At 72.5% G+C, this 23,314-nt stretch carries 23 protein-coding genes and 1 riboswitch; of the genes, 13 read left to right on the top strand and 10 right to left on the bottom strand.

Features of this window, described 5'->3' with window-relative positions:
• Positions 1-118 precede the first annotated feature (118 nt).
• The 3 genes from ACFZDI_RS15780 to ACFZDI_RS15770 form a co-directional block, all read right to left on the bottom strand.
• Positions 119-592 carry a C40 family peptidase gene (locus ACFZDI_RS15780; RefSeq protein WP_234749400.1) on the bottom strand — a complete coding sequence of 158 codons (474 nt, stop codon included), beginning with the start codon at positions 590-592 and terminating at the stop codon, positions 119-121.
• Positions 593-595: 3 nt separating this feature from the next.
• A riboswitch (cyclic di-AMP (ydaO/yuaA leader) is annotated at positions 596-808 on the bottom strand.
• A 335-nt stretch (positions 809-1,143) separates the two neighbouring features.
• Entirely contained in the window at positions 1,144-1,452 is a 309-nt protein-coding gene (locus ACFZDI_RS15775; protein WP_234749401.1) for a hypothetical protein, read from the bottom strand.
• Positions 1,453-1,458: 6 nt separating this feature from the next.
• Complete coding sequence (locus ACFZDI_RS15770; protein ID WP_391250915.1) at positions 1,459-2,094, bottom strand: ATP-dependent Clp protease proteolytic subunit; 636 nt, start codon at positions 2,092-2,094, stop codon at positions 1,459-1,461.
• Between the two features lie 91 nt (positions 2,095-2,185).
• Between ACFZDI_RS15770 and ACFZDI_RS15765 the strand changes: the two genes are divergently transcribed.
• From ACFZDI_RS15765 to ACFZDI_RS15730, 8 genes are all read left to right on the top strand, one after another.
• The gene (locus ACFZDI_RS15765) at positions 2,186-2,473 is read left to right on the top strand and encodes a type II toxin-antitoxin system Phd/YefM family antitoxin (RefSeq protein ID WP_234749404.1); all 288 of its coding nucleotides are present in this window, start codon (positions 2,186-2,188) and stop codon (positions 2,471-2,473) included.
• Positions 2,474-3,048: 575 nt separating this feature from the next.
• Complete coding sequence (locus ACFZDI_RS15760) at positions 3,049-3,351, top strand: urease subunit gamma (RefSeq protein WP_104781970.1); 303 nt, start codon at positions 3,049-3,051, stop codon at positions 3,349-3,351.
• A gap of 12 nt (positions 3,352-3,363) precedes the next feature.
• Positions 3,364-3,675, top strand: coding sequence for an urease subunit beta (locus ACFZDI_RS15755; RefSeq protein ID WP_234749406.1), 312 nt, complete (start codon positions 3,364-3,366; stop codon positions 3,673-3,675).
• Positions 3,668-5,389: an urease subunit alpha gene (locus ACFZDI_RS15750; protein WP_391250911.1), complete on the top strand. Its 1,722-nt coding sequence runs from the start codon at positions 3,668-3,670 to the stop codon at positions 5,387-5,389. Before ACFZDI_RS15755 ends, ACFZDI_RS15750 begins: the two co-directional genes overlap by 8 nt.
• Before the next feature lie 10 nt (positions 5,390-5,399).
• The gene (locus tag ACFZDI_RS15745; RefSeq protein ID WP_391250909.1) at positions 5,400-6,074 is read left to right on the top strand and encodes an urease accessory UreF family protein; all 675 of its coding nucleotides are present in this window, start codon (positions 5,400-5,402) and stop codon (positions 6,072-6,074) included.
• Positions 6,075-6,197: 123 nt separating this feature from the next.
• Entirely contained in the window at positions 6,198-6,875 is a 678-nt protein-coding gene (ureG, locus tag ACFZDI_RS15740) for an urease accessory protein UreG (RefSeq protein ID WP_391251139.1), read from the top strand.
• A gap of 2 nt (positions 6,876-6,877) precedes the next feature.
• Positions 6,878-7,687 carry an urease accessory protein UreD gene (locus ACFZDI_RS15735; protein WP_391251137.1) on the top strand — a complete coding sequence of 270 codons (810 nt, stop codon included), beginning with the start codon at positions 6,878-6,880 and terminating at the stop codon, positions 7,685-7,687.
• 130 nt (positions 7,688-7,817) lie between these two features.
• Complete coding sequence (locus ACFZDI_RS15730; RefSeq protein WP_391250907.1) at positions 7,818-9,425, top strand: alpha/beta fold hydrolase; 1,608 nt, start codon at positions 7,818-7,820, stop codon at positions 9,423-9,425.
• Between the two features lie 50 nt (positions 9,426-9,475).
• Here the strand turns inward: ACFZDI_RS15730 and ACFZDI_RS15725 are convergent, their stop codons facing one another.
• Complete coding sequence (locus tag ACFZDI_RS15725; RefSeq protein WP_391250905.1) at positions 9,476-10,507, bottom strand: NAD-dependent epimerase/dehydratase family protein; 1,032 nt, start codon at positions 10,505-10,507, stop codon at positions 9,476-9,478.
• Between the two features lie 59 nt (positions 10,508-10,566).
• Positions 10,567-11,283 carry a 1-acyl-sn-glycerol-3-phosphate acyltransferase gene (locus ACFZDI_RS15720; protein WP_391250903.1) on the bottom strand — a complete coding sequence of 239 codons (717 nt, stop codon included), beginning with the start codon at positions 11,281-11,283 and terminating at the stop codon, positions 10,567-10,569.
• Positions 11,284-11,636: 353 nt separating this feature from the next.
• Between ACFZDI_RS15720 and ACFZDI_RS15715 the strand changes: the two genes are divergently transcribed.
• The gene (locus ACFZDI_RS15715; RefSeq protein WP_361113797.1) at positions 11,637-12,092 is read left to right on the top strand and encodes an RpiB/LacA/LacB family sugar-phosphate isomerase; all 456 of its coding nucleotides are present in this window, start codon (positions 11,637-11,639) and stop codon (positions 12,090-12,092) included.
• Here the strand turns inward: ACFZDI_RS15715 and ACFZDI_RS15710 are convergent, their stop codons facing one another.
• The 5 genes from ACFZDI_RS15710 to ACFZDI_RS15690 all read right to left on the bottom strand — a co-directional run bounded on the left by ACFZDI_RS15710 (position 12,093) and on the right by ACFZDI_RS15690 (position 19,087).
• Positions 12,093-13,331, bottom strand: a complete 1,239-nt coding sequence (locus tag ACFZDI_RS15710; protein ID WP_234749425.1) for a PP2C family protein-serine/threonine phosphatase — start codon at positions 13,329-13,331, stop codon at positions 12,093-12,095.
• A 66-nt stretch (positions 13,332-13,397) separates the two neighbouring features.
• On the bottom strand, positions 13,398-15,860 hold the full coding sequence (locus ACFZDI_RS15705; protein WP_391250900.1) for a SpoIIE family protein phosphatase: 2,463 nt from the start codon (positions 15,858-15,860) through the stop codon (positions 13,398-13,400).
• A 513-nt stretch (positions 15,861-16,373) separates the two neighbouring features.
• The gene (gene rocD, locus ACFZDI_RS15700; RefSeq protein WP_391250899.1) at positions 16,374-17,627 is read right to left on the bottom strand and encodes an ornithine--oxo-acid transaminase; all 1,254 of its coding nucleotides are present in this window, start codon (positions 17,625-17,627) and stop codon (positions 16,374-16,376) included.
• Positions 17,624-18,445, bottom strand: a complete 822-nt coding sequence (gene ddaH, locus ACFZDI_RS15695; RefSeq protein WP_234749434.1) for a dimethylargininase — start codon at positions 18,443-18,445, stop codon at positions 17,624-17,626. Before ddaH ends, rocD begins: the two co-directional genes overlap by 4 nt.
• 126 nt (positions 18,446-18,571) lie before the next feature.
• The gene (locus tag ACFZDI_RS15690) at positions 18,572-19,087 is read right to left on the bottom strand and encodes an Lrp/AsnC family transcriptional regulator (RefSeq protein WP_234749435.1); all 516 of its coding nucleotides are present in this window, start codon (positions 19,085-19,087) and stop codon (positions 18,572-18,574) included.
• 121 nt (positions 19,088-19,208) lie between these two features.
• Between ACFZDI_RS15690 and ACFZDI_RS15685 the strand changes: the two genes are divergently transcribed.
• From ACFZDI_RS15685 to ACFZDI_RS15670, 4 genes are read left to right on the top strand one after another with little or no spacing between them, the layout of a single operon-like run.
• Positions 19,209-19,958: a LytTR family DNA-binding domain-containing protein gene (locus ACFZDI_RS15685; protein ID WP_234749438.1), complete on the top strand. Its 750-nt coding sequence runs from the start codon at positions 19,209-19,211 to the stop codon at positions 19,956-19,958.
• 2 nt (positions 19,959-19,960) lie between these two features.
• Positions 19,961-20,356 (top strand): hypothetical protein, encoded by a 396-nt coding sequence (locus tag ACFZDI_RS15680; RefSeq protein ID WP_391251135.1) that lies wholly within the window; start codon positions 19,961-19,963, stop codon positions 20,354-20,356.
• Between the two features lie 27 nt (positions 20,357-20,383).
• Positions 20,384-22,099: a cation acetate symporter gene (locus ACFZDI_RS15675; RefSeq protein WP_391250895.1), complete on the top strand. Its 1,716-nt coding sequence runs from the start codon at positions 20,384-20,386 to the stop codon at positions 22,097-22,099.
• Positions 22,096-23,310: a sensor histidine kinase gene (locus tag ACFZDI_RS15670; RefSeq protein ID WP_234749443.1), complete on the top strand. Its 1,215-nt coding sequence runs from the start codon at positions 22,096-22,098 to the stop codon at positions 23,308-23,310. The genes ACFZDI_RS15675 and ACFZDI_RS15670 overlap by 4 nt, the downstream gene beginning before the upstream one ends.
• Positions 23,311-23,314: the final 4 nt, after the last annotated feature.

The raw sequence follows: 23,314 nt of genomic DNA, 5'->3' as shown, positions 1-23,314 counted from the left end.
TCGGGTGGGGGGCGGGGGGGGGCGGGGGCGGGGCCGGGGGGGGGGGGGCACCCCCCGGGGCGGGGGGCCCCCCCGGGGGGGGGGGGGCGCGCCCGCCCCCCCCCCCACGCCGGGCGGATCACTTCACGCGCCCGTACCAGACGCTCTTGGTCCAGATCTTCTGGAGCCGCACCACGTCCCCGGTCTTCGGGGAGTGCCAGAGCTTGTTCTTACCCGCGTAGATACCGACGTGGTACACGTTGCTGCCCGAGTGGAAGAACACCAGGTCTCCGGCCTTGCGGTTCTTGGCGGAGATGTGGCGGGTCTTGTTGTACTGCTGGGCAGCCGTGCGGGGGAGCTTCTTGCCGGCCTTCTTGAACGAGTAGAGCGTGAGACCGGAGCAGTCGAACCGGTGCGGACCGGTGGCCCCGTACTTGTAGGGTGAACCCTTTTTCGAGGCCGCGATCTGGAGTGCCTTGGTCGCCGGCGTGGCCGCCGCGGCGTCGGAGGCGAAGCCGGGCGCCACGATCGAGCCGCCCACCGCAGCGATGGTGAGCGCCGAGGCGGTGCCGGCCCGGGCCATGAGCGACGGGACACGATTGAGCGCAGTCATGCGCAACCCTTCGTCAGCCGCCTGTGAAGGATGACCTGTCGGATTCGGGCTGACAAAGTTGCCCGGCCGCTGACGCGGCTTCACCCCAAGGGCTGCTCGGGTCCGGTCATGGCGTGACCGTCCCGGCGACCCGTCGTGCTTGGGTCCTCCACTCCTGCCGATCCACTCCTGTCGACCGGTCATCCGGGCGGCGGCAGGACTCGGCGTCCGCCCGGATCGCCCCGCCACAGCGGCGGGGGCTTGTCGTCAGTCAGGGATCTTGGCGCATGCCTGTCCGGATTTCCCAACGGAACCGGGGATTTGTGTTGTTACTCACCACTCACCCGTTCGGGTGGACACGTGTGCGTTCGCACCGCCGTCCACGGGTTCGCGGACCGCCGGACCAGCGAGGGAATGCCCTATTCCGCCCTGGGTTCACGCGCGTTGCGCAACCGGAACGGTCCTGAAATCGGTCTCCCGCCTACTCCGAACAGGGGTACGTCTTTTGGTCCGTTTCAACTCACCTCCCGGAGCTCCGCCGACGGGGCGGGCGAGCGGGCGGCGATTCCGCGTCAACTGACGGACTCCGGGGGCAGGCTGAGCCGGGCCGTGCGCCGCTCGCCGTCCAGCACCCGCAGCGCCCGGGCCAGGGTCTGCGCGTGCAGTTCGGTCTCGCCCCGCTGGTGCATCAGGGCGAGGGCGTCACGCAGCGCGGTCGCCTTGCCGACCAGGGCCTGGGCGGCGCGCAGCCCGCGGTAGGTGTCGCCGTCCCGGGCCGGGTTGATCCGGCCGAGCAGGTCGACCACGTCCAGATATCGGTCGATCAGTTCCGCCTCGGCGCGTGTCAGGGCGGGCAGCGGCGGCAGTTCGGGCGGGAGCATCGGGGCTCACTGCCCGGTCGGCGGGACGAGGGTGGCCTCGCGGCCGGGGATGATGCCGTCCACCAGCCCGTACGCGACGGCCTCCTGGGCGGTCAGGACCTTGTCCCGCTGGATGTCCGCGCTCATCTGCTCGCGGGTGCGGCCCGTGTACAGCGCGAGCAGCTCCTCCATCCGGTTCCGGACGCGCGTCAGCTCGGTGGCCTGGAGGGCCAGATCGCTCGCCTGACCCCTGACCGGCTCGGGCAGGGCGGGCTGATGGATCACCAGGCGCGCGTCGGGCAGAGCGAACCGCTTGCCCGGCGTGCCCGCCGCGAGCAGCACCGAGGCGACCGCGCCGGCGTGGCCCAGGAGGATGGTCTCCACATCGCAGGAGACGTACCGCATCGTGTCGTGGATCGCCGTCATCGCGTGGAAGGAGCCGCCGGGGGAGTTGATGTAGAGCGAGATGTCGCGCTCCGGGGCCCGGTGCTCCAGATGCATGAACTGGGCCATCACGTCGTTCGCCGAGGTCTCGTCCACCGGCGCCCCGAGGAAGACGATCCGCTCCTCGAGGAGCTTCGCGTACGGATCCATCGTCCGGTGCCCGGACCCCGTGCGTTCGGTGAACTCGGGCAGCGCATGGCGGGCGGACGGTCGGGTCATGGCGAACCCCCTCCTCGCGGGTGCGGCCGTCTCCGGCGACAGCCGTCTCTGTAAAAAATGTACAGGACGTACGTGACGTTATGATGGGGACATGGCCTACGAGATTCCGGTGACGCAAGCCAGGGCTGAGCTCGCCGACCTGATCAACCGCGTGGTGTACGCCGGGGAGCGCGTCGTCGTCACCCGGCACGGCAAGCCCCTCGTCGCTCTTGTCTCGGCCGATGACCTGCGGCGACTCGAAGAGGGTCACGACCTCGCGGAGGTCGCGGAGGAGCAGGTGGTGAGCGCGGTGTCCACGGTCCGTCAGGTCGCGTCCGCTCCTGGTGAACCACAGCGGTTCGGCATCGCGGCGGAGCACCGCAGGACCGGCCCGGCGTAGACCGGCCACCCCGGGCAGGCGAGAAGCCCGGGCAGACGTGCTGACCGTGCGCCCCCGTCCGCTACGGCGGGGACGCACGGTCGCTGTGTGCCGGGGCGCGGCGAGGCGGGCTCAGCCGACCGGCGACAGCTCCCGGCGGTCGGCCGCGGGCTCACTGTCCCGCTTCCGCGCCCGGAGGGAGCCGCCGAGCAGGACGGCACCCAGGCCGAGGGCCGCCCACCAGGTCAAAGTCAGACCCTGGTTTCCTCGGCGGCGGCCTGCTGGGCCACGGCCTGCTGGCGGGCATGATGCGGGCGGACGTGGCTCCGGACCACGTGGCCCGCACGATGATCGCCTCCGTGCTCGGGTTCATCGCGCAGCAGTCCCTCTTCGGACCCGCCCCGGTCGAGGTCCTCCAGGACGGCCTGCGGGCCCTCACGGGCAATGCAGGGCGGGGACACCGGTGGATCACAGGGCGGTTAACGTGCCCGAAACGCGGTCCAATTAGCCTGCCGGTCCACGCCACCTGGCACTTTGCCCCGTGGCCGCGGCAACCGGGTCCCGCACGGCCCGGAGCGACGACTGTGAGGTGGGACGTGCAGCTGACCCCGCACGAGCAAGAACGACTGCTGATCCACGTGGCGGCGGACGTGGCCGAGAAGCGCCGGGCCCGTGGGCTGAAGCTCAACCACCCCGAGGCGGTCGCGCTCATCACCTCGCACATCCTCGAGGGCGCCCGGGACGGCCGTACCGTCGCCGAACTCATGTCCTCCGGACGCAAACTGCTCACCAGGGACGACGTCATGGAGGGTATCCCTGAGATGATCCACGACGTCCAGGTCGAGGCCACCTTCCCGGACGGCACCAAGCTCGTCACCGTCCACGAGCCGATCGTCTGACGGGAGACCGCCGTGATTCCCGGAGAGTTCCTCTTCGCCGACGACCCGATTGCCTGCAACGAGGGCCGCGAGGTCACCCGGCTCACCGTCCTCAACGCCGCCGACCGGCCCGTGCAGGTCGGCTCTCACTACCACTTCGCCGAGGCCAACCCCGGCCTGGAGTTCGACCGTGCCGCCGCGCGCGGAAAGCGGCTGAACGTCGCCGCCGGCACCGCCGTGCGCTTCGAGCCCGGGATCCCCGTCGACGTGGAGCTCGTTCCGCTGGCCGGGGCCCGTGTGGTGCCCGGACTGCGCGGGGAGACCGGAGGTGCCCTCGATGCCTGAGATCTCGCGTGCCGCGTACGCCGACCTGTTCGGCCCCACGGCCGGCGACCGGATCCGCCTCGCCGACACCGATCTGCTGGTCGAGATCGAGGAGGACCGTTCCGGCGGCCCCGGACTCGCCGGTGACGAGGCCGTGTTCGGCGGCGGCAAGGTCATCCGCGAGTCCATGGGCCAGGCCCGGGCCACCCGCGCGGAGGGCACCCCGGACACCGTCATCACCGGTGCGGTGATCATCGACCACTGGGGGATCGTCAAGGCCGACGTCGGCATCCGCGACGGCCGGATCACCGGCATCGGCAAGGCCGGCAACCCCGACACCATGGACGGCGTCCACCCCGACCTGGTCATCGGCCCGGAGACCGAGATCATTGCCGGCAACGGGCGCATCCTCACGGCCGGTGCGATCGACGCGCACGTCCACTTCATCTGCCCGCAGATCGCCGACGAGGCGCTCTCCTCGGGCATCACGACCCTCGTCGGCGGGGGCACGGGCCCCGCGGAGGGCTCCAAGGCCACCACCGTGACGCCCGGCCCCTGGCACCTCGCCCGGATGCTGGAGGCGATGGAGGCCCACCCGCTCAACATCGGCCTGCTCGGCAAGGGCAACACCGTCTCCCACGAGGCGATGCTGTCGCAGATCAGGGGCGGCGCCCTCGGCCTGAAGCTGCACGAGGACTGGGGCTCCACCCCGGCCGTCATCGACGCCTCGCTGACCGTCGCCGAGCGGACCGGCATCCAGGTCGCCATCCACACCGACACCCTCAACGAGGCCGGATTCGTGGGCGACACACTGGCCGCGATCGCCGGGCGGGGCATCCACGCGTACCACACCGAGGGTGCGGGCGGCGGGCACGCGCCGGACATCATGACCGTGGTCTCCGAGTCGTACGTGCTGCCGAGCTCCACCAACCCGACCCGGCCGTTCACCGTCAACACCGCCGAGGAACACCTCGACATGCTGATGGTGTGCCACCACCTCAACCCGGCGGTGCCGGAGGACCTGGCCTTCGCCGAGTCCCGGATCCGGCCCTCCACCATCGGGGCGGAGGACGTGCTGCACGACCTGGGCGCCATCTCGATCATCTCCTCCGACTCCCAGGCAATGGGACGTGTCGGCGAGGTCGTCATGCGGACCTGGCAGACCGCCCACGTGATGAAGCGGCGGCGGGGGGCACTGCCCGGAGACGGACGGGCCGACAACCGCCGGGTCCGTCGCTATGTCGCCAAATACACGATCAACCCCGCACTCGCCCAGGGCCTCGCCGGGGAAGTCGGGTCGGTGGAGAGCGGCAAGCTGGCCGACCTGGTGCTCTGGGAACCGGCGTTCTTCGGCGTCAAGCCGCAGCTCGTCATCAAGGGCGGGCAGATCGCCTACGCGCAGATGGGCGACGCGAACGCCTCGATCCCCACCCCGCAGCCGATCCTGCCGCGCCCGATGTACGGGGCGATCGGGCGGGCTCCGGCCTCCAACTCCCTCAACTTCGTCGCCCCCCTGGCCGTCGAGGCCGGGCTGCCGGAGCGGCTGGGGCTGGGGAAGCGGTTCGCGGCGATCGAGTCGACGCGCGGGGTCACCAAGGCCGACATGCGCGAGAACGACGCGCGGCCCGATGTGCGCGTCGATCCCGACAGCTTCGCCGTGCACATCGACGGGGAGCTGGTCGAGGCGGCGCCCGCGGCCGAACTTCCCATGGCCCAGCGGTACTTCCTGTTCTGAGGGTGGTCTGATGTCGCGTGCAGCGCTGCTCGTCCTGGCCGACGGACGGTTTCCCGCCGGGGGCCATGCGCATTCCGGTGGTGCCGAGGCGGCGGTCAAGGCCGGGCGGATCAGTGGGGCGGCGAGCCTGGAGGCGTTCTGCCGGGGGCGGTTGCACACGGCGGGGCTGGTGGCGGCCGGCCTCACGGCGGCTGCCGCCCTCGGGATCGACCCCGTCGCACTCGACCGTGCCGCGGACGCCCGTACGCCCTCGCCCGCCCTGCGGGTCGCCGCGCGCAAACTGGGGCGGCAGCTGCTGCGGGCCGCCCGGGCGACCTGGCCGTCGGCCGAACTGGACGCACTGGGGCGCGAGTTTCCCAAGGGAGCCCATCAGCCGGTGGTGCTCGGACTGGCGGCGCGGGCGGCGGGGCTGGGGCCGGTTGACGCGGCCTACTGCGCGGCGTACGAGAGTGTGAGCGGGCCCGCCTCGGCGACGGTGCGGTTGCTGAGTCTGGATCCGTTCGACGCGACGCGGGTGCTGGCCCGGCTGGCGCCGGAGGTGGACCGGGTCGCGGACCGGGCGGTGGAGGCGGCCCGGGAAGCGGTCACCGAGGGGCCCGACGCGTTGCCCGCCGGGTCGGCACCGCTGCTGGAGATCGGAGCGGAGGCGCACGCGGGGTGGCCTGTACGGCTGTTCGCCTCGTAGCCGCCCGCCGCCCTGCGAACGCCGAGCAGACCAAACCCCTCGCGGGCACGGGGAACTGCGCGACCAGCCCCCCCACTCACCCGCACCCCGGCATCCGTGCCCACCACCCACAAGGAGCCGCACATGCACCTCGACCACAGCCACGACGGCCCCACCACCGTGAGTGCGGACGCCCACCGCCCCGACGGCACCCGCAGGGCGCTCCGCATCGGGCTCGGCGGCCCCGTCGGGTCCGGGAAGACCGCCACCGTCGCCGCGCTCTGCCGCATGCTGCGGGACGAGTTGTCGCTCGCCGTCGTCACCAACGACATCTACACGCGGGAGGACGCCGAGTTCCTGCTCCGCGAGGCCGTGCTCCCGCCCGAGCGGATCACCGCCGTGGAGACGGGCGCCTGCCCGCACACCGCGATCCGGGACGACATCTCCGCCAACCTGGAGGCGGTGGAGGACCTGGAGGACATGGCGGGGCCGCTGGACCTGGTGCTCGTGGAGTCCGGCGGGGACAACCTCACCGCGACCTTCTCCAAGGGGCTCGTCGACGCGCAGATCTTCGTGATCGACGTGGCCGGGGGCGACGACATCCCGCGCAAGGGCGGGCCGGGCGTGACCACCGCCCACCTGCTCGTCGTCAACAAGACCGACCTCGCCCCGTACGTCGGCTCCGACCTGGCCCGGATGGCCGCCGACGCCAAGGCGCAACGGGCCGAACTGCCGGTGGTCTTCCAGTCGCTGCGCAGCGAGGCCGGGGTGGCGGACGTCGCCGCGTGGGTGCGGTCGCGGCTCGCCGAGTGGACCGCGTGAGCGTGCGTACCGGTGCCGGTGCCCGTGCCGGTGCCGGTGCCGGTGCGGGTGCCGCTGCCGGGGTGCGGTCCGTCGCGCGGATCGTCGCCCGGGACGACGGGCGGGGCGGGACCTCCCTGCCCGTACTGGAGAGCGATGGGCCCCTGGCACTGCGACGTACGCGCTCCGCCGGCGCCGGGGCGCGGGTCATGCTGGTCGGCGCGATGAGCGGGCCGCTCGGCGGTGACCACTTCACCGTGGAGGGCCGGGTGGAGGAGGGCGCGCGCCTGTCCGTCGGGTCGGCCGCGGCCACCATCGCACTGCCCGGACAGGCCAAGGGCGACGCCCGGTACGACGTCCGGCTCAACGTCGCCGACCAGGGCGAACTGCACTGGCTTCCGGAGCAGTTGATCTCCGCCCAGGGCAGTGACCTGAAGGTCGCCACCCGCGTCGAACTCGCCCCCACGGCCCGGCTCGTGCTGCGCGAGGAACAGGTGCTCGGGCGCGTCGGTGAGGAACCCGGCCGCCTCACGAGCCGTCTGACCGTGCGGGTCGCCGGACAGGCCGTGCTCGACCAGGAACTGGCCTGCGGGCCCGGCGCGCCGGGCGGCTGGGACGGACCCGCCGTACTGGCCGGGCATCGTGCGATCGGACAACTGGTCGTGGTGCGACCGGAGTTCGCCGCCGAACCGGTGACGGCCGCGGTGCTGGGGGAGGGGGCCTCGCTGGTGCCGCTCGCCGGGCCAGCCGCGCTGGTGACCGCGGTGGCGCCGGACGCCCTCCGGCTGCGCCGGCTGCTCGACGAGGCCCTCGCGTCGCTCCCGCGGGCGTAGGCGTCCGTAGAGCAGAACCACCTCTCCGTTTATCGGATTGGCAAAGAAGGACGCCCGACCCTTTTGTCAGGGACCTCACAACCGGGAGGATCCTCCGTACTGATCTCGACGAGGTACGGGGAGGTCCCCCTTGAGGGGTTCGAGACCGAAGAGGCGGGTGGCGGTGCTCGGTTCGGCCGGCGCGTTCGTCACCGCCACACTGATAGCCGGCGCCGTCGTGGCACCCACCGCGAACGCGAGCGCGAGCGCGGCCGGCGGCCACGGCCAGGACCGGGAGGCCCGGGGCACCGCGATCGCCGCCGCCCGGGCCGCGAAGGCCGGCATCGACTGGCAGGACTGCCCGGCCGACTGGAACCTGGCCAAGCCGATCCAATGCGGGTACGTCACCGTGCCGCTCGACTACGCGAGGCCCCACGGCAAGCAGATCAAGCTCGCCGTCGACCGCATCGGCAACACCGGCACCCAGGCCGAGCGGCAGGGCGCGCTCCTGTACAACCCCGGCGGCCCCGGCGGCTCCGGACTGCGCTTCCCGGCCCGGGTCACCAACAAGAACGCCGTCTGGGCCAACGTGGCCAAGGCCTATGACTTCGTGGGCTTCGACCCACGGGGCGTCGGCAAGTCCACGCCCATCTCCTGCGTCGACCCGCAGGAATTCGTCAAGGCGCCCAAGGCCGACCCGGTGCCCGACTCCGAGGCCGACAAGCTCGCCCAGCGCAAGCTGGCCCGCGAGTACGCCGAAGGCTGCCAGGAGCGCAGCGGCGCCATGCTGCCGCACATGACGACCCTGAACACCGCGCGCGACCTCGACGTCATCCGCGCGGCCCTCGGCGAGAAGAAGCTCAACTTCCTCGGCGTCTCCTACGGCACCTACCTGGGCGCCGTCTACGGCACCCTCTTCCCGGGCCACGTGCGCCGCATGGTCGTCGACAGCGTCGTCGACCCCTCCCGGGAGAACATCTGGTACCAGGCCAACCTGAACCAGGACGTCGCGTTCGAGGGCCGCTGGAAGGACTGGCAGGACTGGGTCGCCGCGAACGACGCGACCTACCACCTCGGCACCACCCGCGCCGCCGTCCAGGCGAAGTGGCTGGAGCTGCGCGCCACCGCGAAGAAGAATCCCCTCGGCGGGGTCGTCGGCCCGGCCGAGCTCATCTCCTTCTTCCAGAGCGCCCCGTACTACGACTCCGCCTGGGCGCCGACCGCCTCGGTCTTCAGCAAGTACGTCGCCGGCGACACCCAGGCGCTCGTCGACGCCGCCGCCCCGGACCTGTCCGACACGGCGGGCAACGCGGCCTCGGAGAACAGCAACGCCGTCTACACGGCCGTGGAGTGCGCTGACGCCCCCTGGCCCACCAACTGGCGCACGTGGGACCGGGACAACACCCGGCTGCACCGCGACCACCCGTTCATGACCTGGGCGAACGCCTGGATGAACCTGCCCTGCGCGACGTGGCCGACCAAGCGTCAGACGCCGCTGCACGTCAAGACCGGCAAGGGTCTGCCCGGCGTGCTCATCGTCCAGTCCGAGCGGGATGCGGCCACCCCGTACGAGGGCGCCGTGGAGCTGCACAAGCGGTTCAAGGGCTCCCGTCTGATCACGGAGAAGGACGCGGGCTCCCACGGCGTCACCAGCCTGGTGAACCCGTGCATCAACCCGCGGGTGGACAGCTATCTGCTCACCGGCAAGCTGGACGGCGCCGACGTGACGTGCGCGCCGCACGCCACGCCGAAGCCGTAGCCGTCGTCCGACGGTGGTGAGGGGCGGCCGGGACACCGGCCGCCCCTTCCTCATGTCCGCCGGGCCGCGAACCAGGCGTCCTCCGCCGCGTAGTCGAAGAGGTCCGGGTAGGCGCGGGCAAGGGTCCAGAACGCCTCCCGCCAGTCCTGCTCCGTCAGCCGGCGGGTGAGCCACTCGACCGTCTCCGGCAGGTTGTCCCGGTAGGTCACCACCGGCCGGTAGCCCAGCTCCCGTTCCGCGGCGGTCATGTCGCACACCACCGGCACGTCCACCGACCAGGGCGACCTGCCCACGGACGCCGACGCCGCTCCGTCCAGCAGAACGGTCCGCGTCTCCACTCCCATGACCGCGTCCACGGCCGCGCCGATCTCCGCCACGGTCGGCGGCCGCGGATCGCAGGCGTTGAGCACCCGGAAGCCCGGCCGGGCCGCGGCCAGCCGGATCAGTTCGGCGACGTTGCGCGCGGCCGAGGTGTGGAAGAGGCTCTCGCCGCGGAAGGCGAGGACCCGCCTGCTCCGGCCGTCGAGGTTGCGTTTGACGAAGTACAGCTCGCGGGGGAGCGGGCTGTACGGCCCGTGGATCGCGCCCGGGCGCAGCACGGTCGTGGGCAACCGGTCGGCCGCCGCGAGCAGTTCGCGCTCCAGGGCCGCCTTGCGGGTGCTGTACGTGGCGTCCCCCGGCGGGACCGTCGACTGGTCCTCCGTGATCGGCACGGGGTACCGCGGGAGCCCGTCCGGCTCGCTCATGGTGTCGAAGCCGCGGCCCGTGCCGTCGTCGTACACCGACACCGTCGACATCACCACGGCCGCCCCGATCCGGTCGGCCAGACCCGTCAGCTGCCGTGCGTGCCGGGCCGAGTAGGCGACCAGGTCGACCACGAGGTCACAGCCGTCGCCGATCAGTGCGGTGAGCGCCGCGTCGTCCTCACGGTCCAGCCGCCGCGTCCGCACCCCGCCGGGCGTGCCCTCGTCCCGGCCGCCGCCACGCGAGACGGCCGTCACCTCCCAGCCGTCCTTCGCCAGGGCCTCCACCGCCGGCCGGCCGATCTGTCCGCCCGCCCCGATCACCACAGCTCGTCTCATGCCGCGACCGTAGATCGCCGTGGGCGGGACGGGGAACCGGCCTCTGCCGACAGCAGAGCTCAACCAAGAGGCATGCGCCGGTACTTCCGCTCCTTGGTGGCGGCCTCCTCGGCCTTCACCACGGCCGCGTACCGGTCGACGTACTCCTGCTCGGAGAGGGAGAGGATCGCGTACATGATTTCGTCCGTGATGGCGCGCAGGACGGCCTTCTCGTTCTCCATGCCCTCGTAGCGGGAGAAGTCGAGGGGCTCACCGAAGCGGATCACCACAGGGTGGATGTGGGGGATGACCTTGCCGGGCGGCTGGGCCTCGAAAGTGCCGATCATCGCGCAGGGGATCACCGGGACGCCGGCCTTGAGGGCCATCACCGCCACCCCGACCTTCCCCTTGTAGAGCCGGCCGTCGTGCGAGCGGGTGCCCTCCGGGTAGATGCCGAGCAGCTCGTTCCTGGCCAGCACGCCGAGGCCCTCGCGGATGGCGGCCTGCCCGGCGTCCTTGCCGGAGCGGTCGACCGGGATCTGCCCCGCGCTGCGGAAGAAGAAGGCCGTCAGTCTGCCCTTCACACCCGGCCCCGTGAAGTACTCGGCCTTGGCGAGGAAGGTGATGCGCCGTTTGAGGATCGCGGGCATCAGGAAGTGGTCCGAGAACGACAGGTGATTGCCGGCGATGATGGCGGCGCCCTCCGCCGGCACGTGCTCCAAGCCCTCAATCCGAGGCCGGAAGACCAGTCGCAGCAGGGGGCCCAGTAGCACGTATTTCAGCAGGTAGTAGAACAAAGCGGGCGCTCCTCGACTCTCGCGGTGGCCTCAGCCGCCGCGTTCCAGCAGGTCAACCGGCATGTCGTGGGGTGCCAGTGTAGGTGCAGGCGCGTCCACCGGGCACCTCGTGCGGGCGGACCGCACAGATCCTTCGCCTTTTGACTGATGGTCAGTCAGGCGGGTGCATCCGGTGGTGCACATGCGGCTGGGGAGCACCGCGGGACCAGCGTGCTGCGCCACCCGGGTGACGGGCAAGCCGAACGGGTGGCCTGGCGTGATACCGGGGGTGCGTGGCGGGCCGGTGGCTCTTGCCGACGGGCCGCGGTTGTGCGCCGGTGGCTCCGGCCGCCCCGGCGAGTAACCTGCGAGACATGCGGATCTCTGTTTCCTCGGACATGGACGAACCCGTCGCCCGCTCCCTGGTGGCCGCCCTGCGCGAGCGGGGGCACGAGGTACGCCTCCACGGCGCGCTGCGCCCGGGGGACGATCCGCAGTGGGCGGTGTGCTCCGAGGCCGCGGCCCGAGAGGTCGCCGACGGCACGGCGGATCAGGCGGTGGTGTGCTGCTGGACCGGCACGGGAGCCTCGATCGCGGCGAACAAGGTGCCCGGCGTGCGGGCTGCCCTGTGCACGGACGCCTACACGGCCGACGGGGCGCGCCGCTGGAACGACGCGAACGTGCTCGCGCTCAGCCTGCGCCTGACCTCACAGCCTCTGCTGACGGAGATCCTGGACGCCTGGTTCGCCGGAGAGCCCAGTGCGGACGCCGAGGACCGGCAGAACGTCGACCGCGTCCGGCTGCTCGACCACGGCAAGGCCCGGCTGTAGTCACAGGCGCACGATGATCAGCGCGGTGTCGTCGGTGACGCCACCGGGCGGCAGCAGCTCCGACAGCACGGTGTCGGCGAGCGTCTCGGGGTCCTGGTCCCGATGGTCGCGCAGGGCGTCGGCGAGCCGGTACAGGCCTTCGTCGATGTCCTCATGGCGCCGCTCGATCAGGCCGTCGGTGTAGAGCACGAGCGTGGCACCCGCCGCGTACGTGGTCTCGGACTGTGGTCTCGGGATCGGGTCCGGGCGGGCGTCGAGCGGGGTGTCCGTCGCCTGGTCGAGGAACTCCGTGCCGCCGTCGGCGTGGACGAGCACAGGCGGGGGATGGCCGGCGCTGCTGTACGTGATGAGGTGGCGGTCGCAGTCGATGAAGGTCGTGGCGGCGGTCGCCGACTCGGCCCCGTCGATGACGTGGGCGTAGCGCCCCAGCACGTCCAGGGCCTGGGCCGGCCCGTCGGCGACCCGGGAGGCGGCGCTGAGCGCACTGCGCAGCTGCCCCATCACCCCGGCGGCCTCCAGCCCGTGCCCGACCACGTCGCCCACGGCCACGCCGATCCGGTCGCCGCCCACCAGATCGACCAGGTCGTACCAGTCGCCGCACACGTTGAGCGCGCCCACGGCAGGGCGGTACCGGACGGCGGCCGGGTGATTGCGGACCTGCCGGGGCGCGGGAAGCATCGCCTCCTGCAACGCCAGCGCCACCTCCCGCTCCCGGGAGTGCGCCTGGCGCAGCCGCTCGTTGAGTTCCTGCAGCTCACGGGCGCGGGTGTACAGCTCGGCCTCCAGCACCCGGGCCCGGCCGCCCGGGTTCTCCGCCGTGCCGCCCCGGGCCCGGATCAGCTCCGTGACCTCCTCCACGCGGTGCAGGATCAGCACGACCTTGCCGTCCGGGCCGAGCAGCGGCGCGTTCACCGGGCTCCAGTAGCGCTTCTGCCAGTCGCCGGGCCGCTCGGTGTCTTCGACGTCGTAGCGCTGCAGGGCCATGGCGTCGCGCTCCCCGGTGGCCAGGACGCGGTACAGCGAGGCCTCCAGGTTGCGCATGCCCGTCGCGGCCGGGTCGTTGGGATTGTCCGGGAAGACGTCGAACAGGTACTTGCCGATCAGCTGCTCGCGTGAGCGGCCGGAGACCCGGACGAACTCCTCGTTGACGTCCGCGTACACGAGGTCGGGCGTCAGGAGCGCCACCATGCCGGGCAGAGCCTGGAACACCGCACCGTAGTCGATCGCGCTCTCCGCCATGGCTGCCGCCTCACCGCCGCCGGGGTCACACCAGTTTCGCACGGTATGGGCGAACCTCAACCAGCCTCAGTCGGGAAGATCTGTCAGCGACTGCTCGGCCCAGATGACCTTCCCCTCGGGGACGAAACGCGTCCCCCACCGCTGGGTGAGCTGGGAGACCAGCAGCAGCCCGCGCCCGCCCTCGTCGGTCGTACGGGGGTGGCGCAGATGGGGCGCGGTGGCGCCGCCGTCGAGGACTTCGCAGACCAGGGCACGTTCCCGGATCAGCCGGAGCCGGATGGACCCGGTGGCGTACCGGATGGCGTTGGTGACCAGCTCGCTCACCACCAGCTCCGTGGTGAAGGCCAGCTCGTCCAGGCCCCAGTGCGCGAGCTGCCGGGTGGCCGTGCGGCGGGCGTCGGCGACCACGGCCGGATCCGCAGGCAGGTCCCAGGCGGCGACTTGGCCGTTGCCGAGACGTTTCGTCCGGGCCATCAGCAGGGCCACGTCGTCGTACGGGTGGGCCGGTACCAGGGCGTCGACCACGGACCGGCAGTACGTCTCGAGCGGGCCGGCCTGTTCCAGCGCCCGGCGCAGCCGGTCCCGGCCCGCGTCCACGGCCCAGGTCTCGCCCCGCGCGAGCAGCCCGTCGGTGTGCAGCGCCAGTGTGCTGCCCTCCGCCAGGGACAGCTCGACCGCCTCGAAGGGCGGTCCGCCCACCCCGAGCGGCGGCCCCTGCGGCAGTTCGACGAACAGTACCGAGCCGTCGGGCCGGACCACGGCCGGGGCGGGCTGGCCCGCCGCCGCCATGACACAGCCGCCGTCGACAGGGTCATAGATCACGTACAGGCAGCCGGAGCCCACGGACTGCGTGCCCGGGGCGCCCACCGTCCCGGGCTCCGCGCCTTCCTCCCGCGCCGAGCGCGCCACCAGGTCGTCGAGGTGCGCCAGCACCTCCTCCGGCGGCAGATCCAGAGCCGCCAGGGTCCGTACGGCGGTCCGCAGCTGCCCCATGGCCGCGGCGGCGTCGATCCCGTGTCCGGGCACCTCGCCCACGACCAGCGCCACCCGGGCCGCCGACAACGGGATGAGGTCGTACCAGTCGCCCCCGAGACCGGTCAGCTCGTCGGCCGGCCGGTAGCACGCGGCCACCTCGACGGCGTCCTGCTCGGGCAGCCGGTGGGGGAGCAGACTGCGCTGCAGGACCAGCGCGGCGTCCCGCTCACGGGTGTAACGGCGGGCGTTGTCCACGCAGACGGCCGCCCGCGCGACAAGGTCCTCGGCCAGCCGCAGGTCCTCCTCGTCGAAAGGCTCCCGCTCCCGGCGCCGGTAGAAGGTCGTGATGCCCAGGGTGATGCCGCGCGAACGGATCGGCACGGTCATCACGCTGTGCAGGCCGAGTTCCAGGAACGTGGCCCGGCGGCCGCTCGGAGTGCTCGTCGTCCAGTCCCGGGTCAGCGGGTCGACCCGCTCCGCGCGCCAGGACCGCCCCGTGGCCAGACAGCGGAACGGCGGCGTATCGGCCCGGAAGGCCACCCCCTCGCCGATCTCGATGACGGCATCCAGCAGGTCGTCCTGCACGGACCGGTAGCCGGCGCGGCGCAGCTCCACCGCTTCCTCCGAGTCCGCGAGCGGGCCGGGCGCCGGCTCGCCGCCGTGCAGCACCCTCTCCAGCAGGTCCACGGTGACGAAGTCGGCCAGTCCCGGCACGGCCACGTCCGCCAGTTCCTGTGCGGTACGCGTGAGGTCGAGGCTGCGGCCGATGCTCTCGCCCGCCCGGTCGAGCAGCGCCAGCCGCTGTCGCGCACGGTGCCGATCGGTCATGTCCACGACCGTGTAGTACACGCCGATCGGATGACCCCGGTCGTCCTCGAGCCGGGTGAAGGACAGCATGTGCGCCGTCTCGTGCAGCGGAGCCGAGTGCACATGGCCCACGTGCTCGTAGCCGACCACCGGCTCGCCGGTCTCCAGCACGCGCCGCATCTGCGCCTCGACCGCCTGGGCGTTCACCCCCGGCTGCACGTCCGCGAAACGCAGTCCGAGCCGGCGCGCCGCGGGGCCGCCGCCGAACTGATCGAGGGCGGCGTTCGACCACACGAAGCGCAGGTCCGTGTCGACAATCGCGATGCCGACCGGGGCAGCCGCCGCCATCTGTTCCAGGACCGTGCGGCTCATGTCCCAGCCGGCGGCCCCGTCGGACAACTCCGACAGGAGCATCAGCCAGCGCCCACCGCCCTGCGCCTCCTCGGCCGAGGCGATCCGGGCCGCGACCCGCACCGGCTTCCCGTTCCTGCGGCGGGCCGTCAGCAGCCCCGTCCAGCCGCCGTCCCTGCGGCATCGCTCGACCAGGTCGGGCACACGCTCGGCGTCCTCGGCGACCAGCAGGTCGGCCAGCTTCCTGCCGACCGCCTCGGAAGCGGGGTACGCCAGCAGCCGCCGGGCATCGCTCGTCCAGCCCGTCACCACGCCCTGTGTGTCGAGCAACAGGGGCGCCGCGTCGGCCACGTCGAACCGTTGCCGGGCAGCGCCGTACACCTCGTCTGTGCCCACGGCCGACCTCTCTGTCGCTGAGAGTGGTCTACCACCTCTTGCCTCAATCTTCACCCTTTCGGCCAGGAGGGGCGGCTTGTGCAGGGCCGGTCGGGGCGGCGCACCGGGTACGGCGGGAGACGTCGCACCGGCGGCAGAGAGGCCGCCACACCGAGCACGCCCCCACCCGGAGCCACGCCCCTGCCCCGACCCGACCTCAGCCACCGGCACCCCGAGCACAGCCGTGCCACGCCGGTGACGGCTCGGCCCCGGCTCGCTGCGCCGCTGCGCCGCTGTTCCGAGCCCTGCGGGGCCACGCCGGTGACCGGACCGCCCCGCTGCGCCGCTGCGCCGCTGTTCCGAGCCCTGCGGGGCCACGCCGGTGACCGGACCGCCCCGCTGCGCCGCTGCGCCGCTGTTCCGCGCGCTGCCGGGCCACGCCGGTGACCGGGGTCCGGTCCGGCGTGGCCCGCTGTCCCGCCGTCGGGAGCGCGCCGCCGCCTCGCAGCCCGGCCCCGGCCGCCCGGCCCGTGCTTACCCCAGGGCCTTCTCCAGCGCCCCGACGGCCCCCGTCAGTTCCTCGGCCGTGATGGTGAGCGGCGGGGCCAGGCGGATCGTGGAGCCGTGGGTGTCCTTCGCCAGGACTCCCTGCCGCATGAGGCGTTCGCTGATCTCGCGGCCCGTTCCCAGCGCCGGGTCGATGTCGACGCCCGCCCACAGGCCGCGCGAACGGAATCCGACGACGCCCTTGCCGACGAGCCCTGTCAGACCGTCCCGCAGGATCTCGCCCAGTTCGGCCGCCCGGCGCTGGAACTCGCCCGTCTCCAGCAGCTCCACCACCGCCGTGCCCACTGCCGCCGCCAGCGGATTGCCGCCGAAGGTCGAGCCGTGCTCACCCGGGTGCAGCACCCCGAGCACCTCCCGGCGCCCGACCACCGCCGACACCGGCACGATGCCGCCGCCCAGCGCCTTGCCCAGCAGCAGCACGTCGGGCACCACCGGCTCGTGCTCGACCGCCAGCGTGCGGCCCGTGCGGCCCAGCCCGGACTGGATCTCGTCCGCGATGAACAGACAGCCCTTGCGGTGGGTCAGCTCCCGCACGCCCGCCAGATAGCCGGCGTCCGGGATGATCACCCCTGCCTCGCCCTGGATCGGCTCGATCAGCACCGCCGCCGTCGTCTCGTCGACCGCCTCCTCCATCGCGGCCAGGTCGTTGTACGGCACCACCCGGAACCCCGGGGTGAACGGCCCGAAGCCCGCCCGGGCCGTCTCGTCCGTGGAGAAGCTGACGATCGTCGTCGTCCGGCCGTGGAAGTTGTCCGCCGCGACCACGATCGTCGCCCGGTCGGCCGGCACGCCCTTGACGTCGTAGGCCCACTTGCGGGCCACCTTCACCCCGCTCTCCACCGCCTCCGCGCCGGTGTTCATGGGCAGCACCATGTCCATGCCGGTCAGCGCGGCCAGCCGTTCCGCGAACTCGGCGAGCCGGTCGTTGTGGAGCGCGCGCGAGGTGAGGGTCAGCCGGTCCAGCTGCTTGTGGGCCGCCTCGATCAGCGCCGGGTGCCGGTGGCCGAAATTGAGAGCCGAGTAGCCGGCCAGCATGTCGAGGTAGCGGCGCCCCTCCACGTCCTCCACCCAGGTGCCCTCGGCGCGGGCGACGACCACCGGCAGCGGGTGGTAATTGTGCGCGAGGACCGGCTCCTCCGCGCGGATCAGCTCCTGCGAGCCACGCGTCTGACGCGGGTCACGGTCTCCCTGCGGGTCCTCGGTACGGACGGGTGCGGTCATGAGCGGATCTCCCGGATCTCCTGGGTGCAGCACTTGATGCCGCCACCGGCCTTGTAGAACTCGGACAGGTCGACGGGGACGGGGACGTAGCCGCGGCCGGCCAGCTGCTCGGCCAGACGTGTCGCCCCCGGTGAGATGAACACGTGGCGCCCGTCGGAGACGGAGTTGAGCCCGAACGCCATCGCGTCCTCGCGGGTGGCCAGCACCGCGTCCGGGTACAGCCGGGCCAGCACCTCGCGGCTGCCCGGCGAGAACGCCTCGGGGTAGTAGGCGATGTTCTCGTCGTCGAGGACGAACAGCGCCGTGTCCAGGTGGTAGAAGTACGGATCCACCAGCGTCAGGCTGATCACCGGCGTCCCGAAGTACTCCTGCACCTCGCTGTGGGCCTCCCGGGTCGTGCGGAAACCCGTCCCGGCCAGGATCCAGCGGCCGGCCGGCACGAGGTCGCCCTCGCCCTCGCACACCGACTCGGGGTGGTACACGTCGTAGCCCTCCGTCTTGAACCACGCCTCGTACGGCACGGACTCGGGACGGCGTTCGAGCGCGTGGAAGAGCGCCCCGAAGACGCGGCCGTCGACGACGACCGCCGCGTTCGCGGCGAAAACCATGTCCGGCAGGCCGGGAACGGGTTTCACAGTGTCCACGGTATGGCCGTGGGCCCGGTAGGTGTCGACGAGCGCCTGCCACTGGTCCAGGGCACGGATGACGTCGACGGGTTCGTCGGGATGCATCCACGGGTTGATCGCGTACTGCACGGCGAAGTGTCTGGGCTCGCAGACGAGGTAGCGCCGCCGACGCGGCACACGGGATTCGGGCACAGAGGGGTCCCTCCGCTTCCTCACGGTGTGTGACTGGGGGTTGACACAACGGTAGGAAGTGGTGACCGTGGCCGACAAGAAACAAAGATTGCGCGTTCGCGCAGGAACGCTGCGTCTTGAAGCCGCTCAGCGCACGTCTGCTGCGCCGCCCGGAACCTCCTCCGGGGCCGGATGACTCGCCCCCGCCTCCGGGCTCTCCGGCAGCAGGTGGGACAGCACCATCACGCTGATCGTCTTGCGGATGAACGGCTCCTGCCGGATCCGTTCCAGCACCTCCTCGAAGTGCTCCACGTCCCGCGCCCGCACGTGCAGCAGTGCGTCCGCGCCTCCCGTCACGGTCATCGCCGCGGCGATCTCCGGGTAGTCCCGTACCACCTCGGCCAGCCGCCGCGGCGGGGCGGCGCCCTCGCAGTACACCTCGACGTAGGCCTCCGTGCGCCAGCCCAGCGCCGACGGCTTCACCGTCGCCGAGAACCCGGTGATCACGCCCGTCTCGCGCAGCCGGTCGACCCGCCGCTTGACCGCCGTGGCCGACAGCCCGATCGCCGTGCCGATCTCGGCGAACGACGTCCGCGCGTTCGCCATCAGCGCGGTGATGATCTTCCGGTCGAGTTCGTCGAACGGCGTGGACCTGCTGTTCATGCGGGCACTGTATCCACCGGCATCCCGGCCCGCGCCCCGCCGACGTGTGCACCGCGTCCGGCGTGAACGTCCGCCCCCGGCACATGTCCACCCGTTCGGATCACCCCTACACTCCGGGTTCATGCTGCGTGCCCTGGCTGTCGACGACGAACGCCCCTCGCTGGAGGAACTGCTCTACCTCCTGCACGCCGACCCCCGCATCGGCAGCGCGGAGGGCGTGGGCGACGCGACCGAGGCGCTGCGCCGCATGAACCGTGCCCTGGAGTCCGGCCCGGGCGGGCCCGAGGCCATCGACGTGGTCTTCCTGGACATCCAGATGCCCGGCCTCGACGGCCTCGACCTCGCGCGGCTGCTCACCGGCTTCGCCCGGCCGCCCCTCGTCGTGTTCGTCACCGCCCACGAGGACTTCGCCGTGCAGGCCTTCGACCTCAAGGCCGTCGACTACGTCCTCAAACCGGTCCGCAAGGAGCGGCTCGCCGAGGCCGTCCGCCGGGCCGCCGAACTGCGCGGCGCCACCCCCCGCATCCCCGTCCACGAACCCGACCCGGACCACATACCCGTCGAGCTCGGCGGCGTGACCCGCTTCGTCGCCGTCGACGACATCACCCACGTCGAGGCCCAGGGCGACTACGCCCGCCTGCACACCGACAAGGGCAGCCACCTGGTGCGCATCCCGCTGTCCACCCTGGAGGAGCGCTGGCGCACCCGCGGCTTCATCCGCATCCACCGCCGCCACCTCGTCGCCCTGCGCCACATCGGCGAACTCCGCCTCGACGCCGGCACCGTCAGCGTCCTCGTCGGCGCCGAGGAGCTCCAGGTCAGCCGGCGCCACACGCGCGAACTGCGCGACCTGCTGATGAGGAGGACGTGACGGTGCCCCAGGACCACACCGAACGCCGTGTCGTCGTCACCGGCCCGTCCCGGCAGACCGTCCCGCACGCCCGGCTCCGCTCGCGCGGGCGGTACCCGCAGGCCTCCGGCTCCTACCGTCCGCGCACCGAGATCGACGAGCAGACCACCCTCGGCCACACCTACGTCCGCTCCCTGATGCGCACTCAACTACGCGCCGCCCTCACCGTGATCACCGTCCTCGGCCTGCTCGTCGGCCCGCTCCCGCTGCTCTTCGCGGCGCTGCCGGACGCCCGCCGCCTGGAATGGGCCGTCCTCGGCTTCGGCCTCTACGTCCCGCTGGTGCTGCTCGCCCACTGGTACGTCCGCCGGGCCGAGCGCAACGAACGCGACTTCGTACGCCTCGTCGAAGACCGCTGACACCCCACCGATGAACCCCGGCCGCCGATGAACTCCAGCTACGCCATCCCCGCCGTCGCCCTGGTCGTCGTCGCGACGGTCCTGGTCGGCGCCTTCGGCCTGCGCATCTCCCGCACCACGTCCGACTTCTACGTCGCCTCCCGTACCGTCGGTCCCCGCCTCAACGCCGCCGCCATCAGCGGCGAGTACCTCTCCGCCGCCTCCTTCCTGGGCATCGCGGGCCTCGTCCTGGTCCAGGGGCCCGACATGCTCTGGTACCCGGTCGGCTACACCGCCGGCTACCTGGTCCTGCTGATCTTCGTGGCCGCCCCGCTGCGCCGCTCCGGCGCCTACACGCTCCCCGACTTCGCGGAGGCGCGCCTCGCCTCCCAGGCCGTACGGCGGCTCGCCGGCGCTTTCGTCGTCGGTGTCGGCTGGCTGTACCTGCTGCCCCAGCTCCAGGGCGCCGGGCTGACCCTGACCGTGCTGACCCGGGCGCCCGACTGGCTGGGCGGAGTGATCGTCGCCGTCGTCGTGACCGCCACCGTCGCCGCCGGCGGCATGCGCAGCATCACCTTCGTGCAGGCCTTCCAGTACTGGCTGAAGCTCACCGCACTGCTCGTCCCCGCGCTGTTCCTGGTCCTCACCTGGCAGCACGACGGAGCGCCCCGGCACGCCTTCGACGAACCGGCCACCTTCCGCGAGCAGCGCGTCGTCCGCGTCGACGACGCGATCGACCTGAGGCTGGACCGGCCGCTGACCGTCATGGTGACCGGCACCGTCGACGGCCGGACCCACACCGGCACACGCCTGGAACTCACCGCAGGAACCCACCACATCGAGCGCGGCACCCGGCTCACCTTCACCCGGGGCGCCCCCGTCCCCGAGGCCCGGCGCAGCGGCGGCGGCGACCTGTCCCCGTCGCAGGCCGAGAGCCGCGAGGAACGGCCGCTGTACGCCACGTACGGGCTGATCCTCGCCACCTTCCTCGGCACCATGGGCCTGCCGCACGTCGTGGTCCGCTTCTACACCAGCCCGCACGGCGTCGCCGCCCGCCGCACCACCGTCGCCGTCCTCGGATTGATCGGTGCCTTCTACCTGCTGCCCCCCGTCTACGGCGCCCTCGGCCGTCTCTACGCCCCCGAACTCACCCTCAGCGGCGACCCGGACGCCGCCGTCCTGCTGCTGCCCGACCGCATGATCGGGGGAGTGGGCGGCGACCTGCTGGGCGCGCTGGTCGCCGGGGGCGCCTTCGCGGCGTTCCTCTCCACGGCCTCGGGCCTGACCATGGCGGTCGCGGGCGTCCTCACCCAGGACGTCCTGCCGTCCCGCGGCGTACGGCACTTCCGGCTCGGCACGGTCCTCGCCATGGCCGTGCCCCTCGCGGCGAGCGTCCTGGTCGGCGGGCTGCCGGTCGCCGACGCCGTCGGGCTCGCCTTCGCCGTCTCGGCGTCCTCGTTCTGCCCACTGCTCGTCCTCGGCATCTGGTGGCGGCGGCTGACCCCGCCCGGAGCCGCCGCCGGGATGCTGGTCGGCGGCGGCTCCGCCCTGCTCGCCGTCGCAGCGACCATGGTCGGCTACCCGGGCGAGGGCGCCGCCCTGCACGCCCTGCTCGCCTGGCCCGCGTTGTGGTCGGTGCCCCTGGGCTTCCTCACCATGATCCTGGTGTCCCTGGCCACGCCCGGCCGGGTCCCGCCCGGCACCGCGTCGGTCCTGGCCCGGTTCCACCTGCCCGAGGAACTGCGCTCGGAGGTGACGGCGTGAGCGGGTTCCTGGCAGGTCTGTGCGTCGGCGTGCTCCCGGTGCTCGCCCTCGGGGTCTGGCTCGGCCGGCGGACGGCAAGGGCCAAGAGCCTCGCCGGCCTCGGCACCCCCGTCGAGCACGCCACCTTCGAGACCCTGCACACGGCGTCCCTCGCCGCGCCCCCGCTGCGGGCCGGCCTGACGGAGGAGACCGCCCGCAAATCCGCCCGTAAACTGCGCTCCCTGCTCGGCACGGACGCCCTGTGCCTCACCGACCGCACCGGGGTCCTGGTCTGGGACGGCGACGGCGCCCATCACCGCGACGAGATCATGGACCGTCTCGCGGGCGCCCTGGAGACCGGCCGCGGCGAGGCGTTCCGGCTCACCTGCGACAGCCTCGACTGTTCGGTTCGCTGGGCGGTCGTCGCCCCGCTCACCGTCGACGACCGGGTGCACGGCGCGCTGGTCGCCTGCGCGCCCCGCGAGTCGGCGGTGCTTGTGCGGGCCGCGGGCGAGGTCGCCCGCTGGGTCTCCGTCCAGCTGGAGCTGGCCGATCTCGACCACTCCCGCACCCGGCTCATCGAGGCCGAGATCAAGGCGCTGCGGGCCCAGATCTCACCCCACTTCATCTTCAACTCGCTCGCGGTGATCGCTTCCTTCGTCCGCACCGATCCCGAGCGCGCCCGTGAGCTGCTGCTGGAATTCGCCGACTTCACGCGCTACTCGTTCCGCCGGCACGGCGACTTCACCACCCTCGCCGAGGAGCTCCACGCCATCGACCACTACCTGGCGCTGGTGCGGGCACGCTTCGGCGACCGCCTCTCCGTCACCCTCCAGATAGCGCCGGAGGTGCTGCCGGTGACCCTGCCGTTCCTCTGCCTCCAGCCGCTCGTCGAGAACGCCGTCAAGCACGGCCTGGAGGGCAAGGCCGTGTCCTCGGGCCGCTGCCACATCCAGATCACCGCCCAGGACGCGGGCGCCGAGGCCCTCGTCGTCATCGAGGACGACGGCGCCGGCATGGACCCCGGGCTGCTCCGCCGCATCCTGGCCCGCGAGGTCAGCCCCTCGGGCGGCATCGGCCTGTCCAACGTCGACGACCGGCTCCGCCAGGTCTACGGCGACGACTACGGCCTCGTCATCGAGACGGCCACCGGCGCCGGCATGAAGATCACCGTCCGGCTCCCGAAGTACCAGCCCGGTGTGCACTCGGCGGGCCGTCCGGCCGGAGAGTGAGGCG

Source organism: Streptomyces sp. NPDC007907 (assembly GCF_042959365.1).
Classification (GTDB): domain Bacteria; phylum Actinomycetota; class Actinomycetes; order Streptomycetales; family Streptomycetaceae; genus Streptomyces; species Streptomyces indiaensis.
The sequence above is the reverse complement of the archived record's forward strand: the minus strand, read 5'-3'. Positions and strand labels throughout refer to the sequence as shown.